General features: G+C 34.1%; 9 protein-coding genes and 1 pseudogene. 6 read left to right on the forward strand and 4 right to left on the reverse strand.

The window, feature by feature from the left end:
- Nucleotides 1-608, forward strand: a pseudogene (locus tag V7014_RS05680) (acyltransferase family protein); the annotation flags it as partial.
- Nucleotides 609-652: 44 nt separating this feature from the next.
- Here V7014_RS05680 and V7014_RS05685 read toward each other — a convergent pair.
- The 3 genes from V7014_RS05685 to V7014_RS05695 all read right to left on the reverse strand — a co-directional run bounded on the left by V7014_RS05685 (nt 653) and on the right by V7014_RS05695 (nt 3,491).
- On the reverse strand, nt 653-1,207 hold the full coding sequence (locus V7014_RS05685) for a competence protein ComK (protein ID WP_335505055.1): 555 nt from the start codon (nt 1,205-1,207) through the stop codon (nt 653-655).
- A gap of 143 nt (nt 1,208-1,350) precedes the next feature.
- On the reverse strand, nt 1,351-2,391 hold the full coding sequence (locus V7014_RS05690; RefSeq protein ID WP_335505057.1) for a DNA sulfur modification protein DndB: 1,041 nt from the start codon (nt 2,389-2,391) through the stop codon (nt 1,351-1,353).
- Nucleotides 2,391-3,491: a DNA sulfur modification protein DndB gene (locus tag V7014_RS05695; RefSeq protein WP_335505059.1), complete on the reverse strand. Its 1,101-nt coding sequence runs from the start codon at nt 3,489-3,491 to the stop codon at nt 2,391-2,393. Before V7014_RS05695 ends, V7014_RS05690 begins: the two co-directional genes overlap by 1 nt.
- Nucleotides 3,492-3,995: 504 nt before the next feature.
- On the opposite strand from V7014_RS05695, the gene V7014_RS05700 reads away from it, so the two are divergent.
- From V7014_RS05700 to qoxD, 5 genes are all read left to right on the forward strand, one after another.
- Nucleotides 3,996-5,732, forward strand: a complete 1,737-nt coding sequence (locus V7014_RS05700; protein ID WP_335505061.1) for a B12-binding domain-containing radical SAM protein — start codon at nt 3,996-3,998, stop codon at nt 5,730-5,732.
- A 413-nt stretch (nt 5,733-6,145) separates the two neighbouring features.
- Nucleotides 6,146-7,060, forward strand: a complete 915-nt coding sequence (gene qoxA / locus V7014_RS05705; protein ID WP_335505063.1) for a cytochrome aa3 quinol oxidase subunit II — start codon at nt 6,146-6,148, stop codon at nt 7,058-7,060.
- 51 nt (nt 7,061-7,111) lie between these two features.
- The gene (qoxB, locus tag V7014_RS05710) at nt 7,112-9,064 is read left to right on the forward strand and encodes a cytochrome aa3 quinol oxidase subunit I (protein WP_335505186.1); all 1,953 of its coding nucleotides are present in this window, start codon (nt 7,112-7,114) and stop codon (nt 9,062-9,064) included.
- The gene (locus tag V7014_RS05715) at nt 9,064-9,660 is read left to right on the forward strand and encodes a cytochrome (ubi)quinol oxidase subunit III (RefSeq protein WP_335505065.1); all 597 of its coding nucleotides are present in this window, start codon (nt 9,064-9,066) and stop codon (nt 9,658-9,660) included. Before qoxB ends, V7014_RS05715 begins: the two co-directional genes overlap by 1 nt.
- Before the next feature lies 1 nt (nt 9,661).
- Nucleotides 9,662-9,943: a cytochrome aa3 quinol oxidase subunit IV gene (gene qoxD, locus V7014_RS05720; protein WP_335505067.1), complete on the forward strand. Its 282-nt coding sequence runs from the start codon at nt 9,662-9,664 to the stop codon at nt 9,941-9,943.
- A 58-nt stretch (nt 9,944-10,001) separates the two neighbouring features.
- Here qoxD and V7014_RS05725 read toward each other — a convergent pair.
- On the reverse strand, nt 10,002-10,752 hold a 751-nt coding region (locus V7014_RS05725), incomplete at its 5' end, for a potassium transporter TrkG (RefSeq protein WP_335505069.1).

Raw genomic sequence — 10,752 nt, forward strand, 5'->3', positions numbered from 1 at the left:
TTCTTAGCCTTTCAAGAACATTTGTCTTTTTTCCAATGTTCTTATTGGGGTACTACTTAGAATTACCTCATATTAAAAAACTGTTCTCTACCAAAATCCGTATCACAGCTTGTATGATTTTCATTGGTGTATTTGTAACTTTTTATTTTAATCCAAACTTCAACTATGAATGGTTATTAGGTTCTAAGCCATATTCAGAACTTATTACAGTTTCAATTGGTGCTATGTTTACACGACTTGGATTCTATATATTAAGCTTTATAATGGTCTTTAGTTTCTTAGCGCTTGTTCCAAGAAGTCAATATTTTTTTACTTCTTTAGGAAAAAGAACGCTGTATGTGTACTTACTACATGGATTTTTCATTCAGTCGTTTCGAGAAAGTGATTTAGTGGACCGATTTACAACATTAGAGAATTACTTGTTATTGTTCGGATTAGCATTACTATTAACCTTAGCACTATCTAGCCACTTTGTTTACTCTATAACTCAACCAATGATTGAGCTTGGAACTTCTCGTTTTAAAAGCCTGTGGTTGAAAATGAAATGGACAATCCGTTATATCTTCACTAGCCGAAAACAAACACTCAAAAAAAATACTGCTGAGTGATGCAAACTCGCTTCACTCAGCAGTATTTTCATTCATACCTATCATCATTCTTTTTTGGTTATTTCATAGTTCAACTTTCCTGTTTCTTTCACGATCGAAAATCCTTTCGATTGCTCATATATTAACTCAACCGATTGAACTACATTTTGAATTTTAACTTTAAAATTCTCTGCCCGATTCAATTTATCACTAAATTGATTTTCTTTTAAAGCAACGACGATATCATGTCCGTTACTTAAATATACTCGGGTTTTATTTTTATCTTCTTTCATAAAATCAATGACGTGTTGAATTGCTACCCAGACACACCCATCATTTTTAGGTGATTGATCTGGCATAATATAGATTTGATACAAACCACTTATTTTTATTGGAACCATATATCGACTTCCTAAATGATATTTAGCCGCTTTAACAGCTCCTTTATAATCGCCACCATACCTAAGCAAAGAATCCTCAATTATTTGCATTGGACTCTTCCTTACTATAAACCTCAATTCTCCTTCAATAACATAACAATACAGCTCTCCTTTACTTGTAAACAAAGGAATGAGTGCGATTGTATTTTGATTGATACAATAATTATTAAATTTCTGCACTATTAATACCTCCTTTTCTCTTATTTTAATTTACTATCAAAAGGGGTATACTAACTATTAGTTGGTATACCCAACGCTCAGCCCATAAGCTAGTCTGGCAGGACTTTCTCCTTATGGGCTTTTTTTCCCCATTCACATTTCCCTCACCTCCCTTCCGATTCTAGCCATTCTATTATTCTCATTATCGTAGCTTTCTTATAATCAATATAATAATAGTTCTGCTTTCCTCGCCTACTTCCTGAAAACTGTAACCAATTTTCATTATGCCGATTCCAATCCAATTTACTAACCGCTTTCATTCTTCTCTGAATTGCCAGCTTCCTTTGTTCGAATGAAGAATTTTGTTGACCTTTATTCACGTATAAAGCCATACTTACTAATATAGGAAAGTTAGCAAAAATCGAATCATGGTCATTTCCAATATTATTAGGGGAATATAAGATAAATAATTCATCAAGCCAAATATTGACTAAGTCAATATATTCTTCTTCTTTTAACTGTTGAACTGAATCTAGTGTTTGTTTAGTAAGTAACATACTTCCACTTATAAAAATATTTACGAGTTGACGCAATTGTGATAATGAGAGCAATTTTTTGTTCGCAGGTCGAATCATAGAGCGCTTCTCCATCTCTACTCCAGCAATTTGCAAAGTATGATTAGTAGCTAAAATTATGTTTGTTATTCGATTGAGAATGTTTCGTGAATCATAAGAAATTCGTTTTGATAGAGATACTTTCTTCCCTTTCGTATTTAAGTCAATATATAGCTGATTTGATTCCTCTATTGATAATTCACCAATTAATTGTATAGCAATACTTGTTTGATCAATTATACTTAACAACTTATATCCCTTTTTAATCATTTCAGCATTTTCATTTTTTATAGCTTTTTGAATTAACTCATTAACTTGTATAATAGCTTTTAAACGATGCGACCCATCGATTATTTGAATATATTTTGGGTTTTCAAGTTCGATTTCTGAATTGGGTAAAGTGGCTACTAAAGGAGGAAAATAAATATTATTATCTAATGCATTTTCGAGCATATAATCTTTTATTCTTCGCACATGCGCTTGATTCGTTTCCCTTATCGTTATATTGCCTGCCTCAAACATCTTGTTTAGCTCTTTAATAGATATTGCTATCATACGCTGTTTCTTTGAAAAAACATTTTGAATAATCATCAAGAGAGAATTCCTTTCTTCTCTATTATGTTTAGGAAGTTTTCAGCAGTTTTTTTAATGTGGACTGTATTGGAATGATATTTAATTTTCTTTTTTTCGTCATCATATATATGTTTAAAACAAGGATCGTTATGAGTCCAATTGCACTTATCTTTCAATACAGACATATATTCAATCGCCTCTTTGTATGGGATTAAATACTTTTGTTGCATTAAAAAAACGGTATAAGCAAGTGCTATTTGAATTCCCGTATAACCAGTTACATATCTTTCCCGATTCTCCATCTTTTTTGGAAAAATATGATCCCACATCTCAAAAAATTGAATTCCACATTGATCCATCTCTTCTATATTAATGTATATAGTATTTGGTTTACCTTTTTTTACAGTTAAGATGCCTTCAAAAAGAGCGATTAAACATTTCTTCATAATAGCTAACGAAGTCAATGCGGTACTACTGAAAGATACTCTAGACAATTTCTTCTCGATTTCGAATAAATCATCGACATGATTAGCTACATTCCTTGTCAATTCTGCATATGCATCTCTTTGGTCATATTGCATTACTAATCCAATATGAGCCTCTCTTCTCTCGGTATTTAAATCCGTAAAAAGCAATCGCTCACTTCGAGTATCTAAATTCAAATAAATTTGCATTGCAACTGGGTATTTTTTCAGTTTATCAATTATCAACTGTTGCTGTTGTGCTTTCGCGTATTGTCCCGTCTCTTCAAACGATTCCTTTCGCGCTACTAAGTGCCGAAACGCTGAAGAAAGTGCAAAGGATCTATGTTGCCCATCTATAATATACAATTTGCTGCCTGGTACCAATTCCCATTCACCCTTATCATTTCTTGTTATAGCTCCCCTAGAAGAAAAGACAAATGGCGAAAAAACAAACTCAAAGTCTGATTCTAGCGATTGGATTATAAATTCTCGTATTTGTAATCTTCTAGTTGGATCAAGTTTTCTCTGTACCTCTGAATCCACTTCAAAAATAGCTTCTAATGTTGAGAATGGCATTTGAGTTATTAAAATTCCCTTCCCAAATTGCTGATAGAAATCTCCATAAATTTTAGAGACAACTCCAACATTCGACATCATTTATCACACTCCTTAAACTTATTATGCAATTTATTAATTTGTATGTAAATTACTTATTTGGTATTTTTTTCTTGTAATTCTGTAACGTTTATTTTATTTACTTCATAAAAAAACTCCTCGCACTTTACATATTGAAAAAATTTACTATAATTAAATATTTCCATTTTAAAAGCTCATATTTCTATCACTTATATGTACTTGTTTCCTTCTAAATTGAAGTTTTTAACCATTTTTTATTGCAAAATTAAACTCCTTTTTTCATTTCACAAAAAGTTCAATTTTTAAAATCTAGCATTTTTGTTGTATTTTTCATTAGAAATAACTTCATTTCGACTTCTCCTTTTATCATTAAACCTAATTGCTTTTAGTAGATAATTTCAACTCCAATTAAAATTGAAACACTAATTATTCAACACATAGAGCTATCACTTTCTAAAGAACTGTCTATACTTATGTTAAAATACATTCATACTAGATTAGAAAGGGGTAATCATTTCACTTATGAAAGTAATTGCCGCTACATTAAACGCAAAATATATTCACACCTGTTTATCAATTCGATGCTTAAAAGCTTATGCTGAACCCGAATACAATATTGAACTTGCTGAATATACCATTAAAGATCCTGTGATTAACATTGTTACAGATCTTCACTCAAGGCAGCCAGATGTTATTGGATTCAGCTGTTATATATGGAATATTGAAGAGACAATTAAAGTTGTTCATATGCTTAAGAAAATCAATCCAGAACTCATTATCGTTTTTGGTGGACCAGAGGTAACATATGATATTCAAGATTGGTTAGAGCGTCTTCATGATGTTGATTATTTCGTTCTTGGAGAAGGTGAAGCGACATTTAAACAGTTGCTTTCTTATATAGATGGTCACGAATCACTTGAAAACATTTACGGTATTGCCTATAAAGAAAATGACAAAAATGTTATTAGACTTCAAAAAGATAAGTTAAATTTAAAGGATATTCCGTCTCCGTATCGCTTTGAAGAAGATCGCAATGAACTTAGTAAACGTGTTGTCTATATGGAAACAAGTCGAGGATGTCCATTTAGCTGCCAGTTTTGTTTATCTTCTATAGAAGTAGGCGTAAGATACTTTGATCGTGAAGAAATTAAAGAAGACATTCGCTATTTATTAAATAACGGTGCTAAAACAATTAAATTTGTTGACCGTACATTTAATATTAGCCGTCGATATGCGATGGATATGTTCCAATTTTTAATTGACGAACACCTACCAGGAACAGTATTCCAATTCGAAATAACAGCTGATATAATGCGCCCAGAAGTCATTCAATTCCTGAATGATAACGCACCTGCGGGACTTTTCCGCTTTGAAATCGGTGTACAATCTACTAATGACTACACGAATGAACTGGTTATGAGAAAGCAAAATTTTGAGAAATTAACTCGAACGGTCACTATGGTTAAAGAAGGTGGCAAGATTGATCAACACCTTGACTTAATTGCTGGACTTCCTGAGGAAAACTATGATTCATTTAAGAAAACTTTCAATGATGTTTTTGCATTGGGTCCTGAAGAACTTCAATTAGGATTTCTAAAAATGCTTCGTGGCACTGGCCTTAGAATTCGAAGTGAACAATATGGCTATGTATATAGTGATTATGCTCCTTATGAAATCGTTGCTAATAACGTATTAACTTTCGATGAAATCATTAAAATCAAACAAGTAGAAGATGTGCTTGAAAAGTATTGGAACGACCATCGTATGGATCAGACTATTACTTATTTAACTAATGAAGCATTCCCTACACCATTTGATTTCTTCCAGCAATTTGGTACCTTCTGGGAAGAACAAGGCTGGTCTAAAATTGGACATCAACTTGAAGATTTATTTAAACGGTTGGAGCTATTTTTGGAACAATCGTCATTTGGCGATACAACTCATGTTAAGAATTTAATGAAACACGATTACTTTCTAAATTCCAAGTACAAACCGAGAAAGCCTTGGTGGGAATCAACTATTAGTAAAGAAGAAAGAGCGAACATTTATAATACAATCTTAAAAAACCCTTCGCTTCTTGGCGAGGAATTCGCTTCACTCAAATTAAACGAAAAGGACTTGTTTAAACATACAATGCTTGAAAAAATTTCAAATCCTGTTCAAAAATTAGACAAAAATGTTTATGATAGGTACGAAGTTTTACTAGCATATTTCACTCCATCGGGAGAAGGTAGTAAATTATTTACAGGAATTTTGTAACAAAAAGACCGTCAACTGCAAATTGACGGTCTTTTTTTCATTTTATCAATATAATTACAACTCATCTTTAATTCAATTCTAATATATTTTTTAAAATTATTTATTATATTAATATAACTAGTTTTAATGAAGTTACGTTAATAACATCTAAATATTAATTACATTTATTACCATTTAATCCATTTAAATCCTTCATAAAAAATACACTAGGCTTTTTTATTTGTATTTTTCTTATACAGTCTCTATTATATAAGCTGGGTATATGAGCACTGAAACACTATGCCTAAATAGTTACTAATAAGGGAATAAATTAGCAGTTTATTTGATTAGCTTACAACTTGTCATACTGCTATATCATCTTATTTTTAACAAAAACTAACAATCTACTAACTACTTAAGAAAGGGGTACAAGCATGAAAACAAAATTGGCATTAATCACTTCCATTCTTTTCGTTACTGTTGTTTTGTCTGGTTGTGAGAAAGCTGTGGTATTCAGACCAAATGGTCCTGTTGCCGAAATGTTGGCTAATACAATTAGCTTCAGCATTATATTGATGGTTATCATTCTAGCTGTTGTTTATAGTTTATTTGCCTACATGCTCATAAAGTACCGAGCTTCCAAAGCTCCAAAAGATTACGATCCTCCACACATTGAGGGTAGTAAAATACTAGAGATTACATGGACTGCGATTCCAATAGTAATCGTTATCATTCTATCTGTTGTTACTGTTAAAACTACTTATCAAGCAGAAGGAACACCAAAGGGATATGAAGATCAAAAACCACTGGTTATTTACGCTTCATCATCTGACTGGAAATGGCATTTCAGTTATCCTGAAGAAGGTATTGAAACTGTAAACTATGTTAACCTACCGACTGATCGCGTTATTGAATTCCGTATCTATTCCTTCGGGCCAATTTCAAGTTTTTGGATCCCCCAACTCGGAGGACAGAAATATGGTATGAGTGACATGGTTACAAAAGTTCGTTATGTAGCGGATGTACCAATGTCAATGGAAGGTAAAAACTCAAACTTTACAGGTAAAGGTTTCGGAGAAATGAACTTTGAAGCTCTTTCAATGTCACCACAAGATTTCGACCAGTGGGTGAAAGATGTAAAAGATAACGAACCAAAACTTACTGAAAAGAAATTTGATGAATTACTCGAAATAGACTTTGTTGGTAGACAATCTTATTCTTCTACTCACTTAGAGTTCAGCCCTCCCCCAGAAGGTCGCAATGCTGGACATAATCACGGTGATAATGAAGATAAAGACGCTCCTTCTAACGTGAATGAGGAAGATCATTCAGAACACGAGAATCACTAATTAACCTTAGAAAAAATATAGCTACTAAGAAAGGAGCTACTCATTGTGAACGTGAAATGGGAAGATTATTTTCTTTTTTTACACGGTGATCCTATGATTATTGCAGCAACAATAAGTATCGTGCTTGCTTCTTTAGCAATCGTAATAGGACTAACATATTTTAAGAAATGGCGCTGGTTGAAAGACGAATGGCTTACAACAGTTGATCATAAAAAAATTGGTATTATGTACATCTTAGCTGCTTTAATTATGCTATTCCGTGGTGGAGTAGATGCAGTACTTATGAGAGGACAAACAGCAATTCCTGAAAACGGATTGTTATCACCTCAACATTATAATGAAATATTTACAACTCACGGTTTAATCATGATTTTATTCATGGCGATGCCATTTGTAATTGGTTTGATGAATATCGTTGTTCCTTTACAAATTGGTGCACGCGACGTTGCATTTCCTTACTTAAACGCAGTAAGCTTCTGGTTATTCTTCGCTGGAGCGATGCTATTGAATATCTCTTTCGTATTCGGTGGATCTCCAGATGCTGGTTGGACTTCTTACTTCCCACTAGCAAGTGAGGAATTCAGTCCAACAGTAGGAACGAACTATTATAGTTTATCTCTGCAAATATCGGGTCTTGGTACGTTAATGACCGGGGTAAACTTTATCGCAACAATTATTAAAATGAGAGCACCTGGCATGACTCTTATGAAAATGCCAATGTTCACATGGTCTGTATTAATCACATGTATCATCATCGTATTCGCATTCCCTGTATTAACAGTTGCTCTTGCAATGATGATGTTCGACCGTTTATTCGGCTCTCAATTCTTTACTATGTCTGATGGCGGTATGGATATGCTCTGGGCCAACCTTTTTTGGGTATGGGGTCATCCTGAAGTATACATCGTAATCTTGCCGGCATTCGGTATATTCAGTGAAGTTATTTCTACATTCTCTAAGAGAAATCTGTACGGATATAAATCAATGGTATTTAGTATGGTTGCCATTTCACTTCTTTCATTCACTGTATGGGTTCACCATTTCTATACAATGGGTCAAGGAGCATTGGCTAACTCATTCTTCTCGATTACAACAATGTTAATTGCAGTACCGACCGGGGTAAAAATCTTTAACTGGTTATGTACACTACATCGAGGAAAAATCGAATTTACTACACCTATGATGTATTCGCTCGCATTCATTCCAATCTTCACAATTGGTGGAGTAACTGGGGTTATGCTTGCAATGGCTAGTGCCGATTATCAATACCATAATACATTATTCCTAGTAGCTCACTTCCACTACACGTTAATTCCAGGTACAGTATTCGCTGTTCTTGCTGGTTTCTATTACTGGTGGCCAATGATTTTCGGTTTCAAATTGAATGAAAAACTCGGAAAGATAGCTTTCTGGTTCATTTCAATTTTCTTCAATGTTACGTTCTTACCATTATTCTTCTTGGGATTAGATGGTGCGACACGTCGTATGAGTACTTATTCAGCAGAAACTGGATACGGTCCTCTACAAATGCTATCTTTCATTGGTGCATTAGGATTAACATTTGGATTCGTAATTCTTGTATACGGTATTTACTGGAGCATTCGTTACGAGCCACGTTTAACTAAAGCTGATCCATGGGATGCAAGAACATTAGAATGGAGCACAAGTATGCCAGTTCCTTTCTACAACTTTGCTAAAACGCCAACAGTATCTAGTGTTGAAGCTTGGTGGGACCACAAAAAAGGCAAAGCTCAATTATTTAAAGATGGTCCATATGAAGAAATTCATATGCCAAGCAACAGTTTTGTGCCATTCATAATGGCTATGTCTTTCTTAGCACTTTCATTCTTTTTAGTATTCAGTTGGTGGATACCAGCGATTATATCCGCAATTCCAATTATTTTGTGTCTGTTTAATCGCTCATTCAGCAAAGATCATGGCTTCCATGTGAAAGTAAAAGAAATCGAGGAAATCGAAAGCAACTTATTGCGAGGTGACAAATAATGAAAGTAAATGCCTCTCTACCTCTAGAATATAGTACGGATGAAAATCGTTTAAAGATTTTCGGATTTTGGATTTTTCTGGGTGCGGAAATTGTTCTTTTCGCTACACTATTTACAGTATATTTCATTATGGAAAATCGTATCGGTGATGGTCCTGCTGGAAGCGAAATCTTCGCTCTAAATGGCGTGCTAGCTGAAACATTTATCCTATTAACAAGTAGTTTCACAATCGGTATCGCCATTCATGCTATGCGTTTGGGCATGAAAAAAGAAATGATGACAATGCTTGCTATTACACTTGCTCTTGGAGCGGCCTTCATTGGCATCGAAATTTACGAGTTCTTCCACTATGTACATGAAGGTGCTACATTACAAACAAGTGGATTTACATCTACATTGCTAGTTACGCTAGGTACACACGGAGGTCACGTAACTTTCGGTTTATTCTGGGGAATCGCTATCTTGCTTCAGTTGAGAAAACACGGTATTACAGCTCGTACAGCTAATAAAACGTTTATCTTCTCACTATACTGGCATTTCCTAGACGTAGTATGGATTTTCATCTTCAGCTTTATCTACTTGAAAGGACTGATGTAAAATGGCTAAGTTATTTCCGAAGACTCACGTAATCGGCTTCTTGTCTTCAATCGTCTTGACATTAGCTGCTTTCTCAGTAGTTGCTCTTGACCTTTCCTTCACAGCTGAGATGGCTATCTTAATTATTACAGCGATTATTCAAGCAAGCTTACAGTTATTCTTATTCATGCATATCGGTGAATCTGAGGATAAAAAAGATCTTTACCTCAACATCATTTATGCAATATTTGTAGGTCTTGTTACCATTCTTGGAACACTCTTCGTATTTGTTTGGGGTTGGTAATCTACCAATTCCTTATTCAGAAAAGGCTAGAACAGTTTAATGTTCTAGCCTTTTTATATTATCCAATAATAATACGTTCTTCTGGATAACGATATTTCACTTGCTGCTCTTTTCCACCTATCATGAAGATAAATGTAACAATGCCAACTCGACCTATAAACATAAGAGCGATTAATACAAACTTTCCAAACGTTGATAAATCTGGGGTAATACCCATTGATAATCCCGTTGTTCCAAAAGCAGAGCATACTTCAAACAGGATCTCTGTTAATGTAAATGGCTCTGAAATGGTTAAAGCAAACACTGCACTTAAGCATATGAAGGTACCTGTTAACGACACAACAAGAGACTTCCGTATATCAATTTCACTGATTTCTCGTTTAAAGACTTTGATACGTTTGTTTCCCCGTGCAAAATGATATAAAAACAACACATTCAAAGCAAGCGTAGTTGTGCGAATTCCCCCACCTACTGAACTTGGTGAAGCACCAATAAACATTAAAGCACTTAATACCAGTAAAGTCGGCTCTGAGAACTGGCTAACATCCATCGTAGCAAGTCCGCCACTCCGAGTTGAAACAGACTGAAAGAAAGCATAGAAAAAACTTTCATGCCAACTTTTCCCTTGAAAAAAACCATTAAATTCTAACGCAATAATCATGAATGTTCCAAATATAACTAAGGCAAAAAACGTTACGGATGTTAACTTAGCAAACAAAGAAAATTGAAACTTAACAGTTCCCTTACTTAATAGAAAATTTTTCACTTCAATTAAAACAGGAAATCCAATCGCACCTAAAATAATAAGG

Source organism: Bacillus sp. JJ722, assembly GCF_036963345.1.
GTDB lineage: Bacteria > Bacillota > Bacilli > Bacillales > DSM-1321 > Bacillus_AD.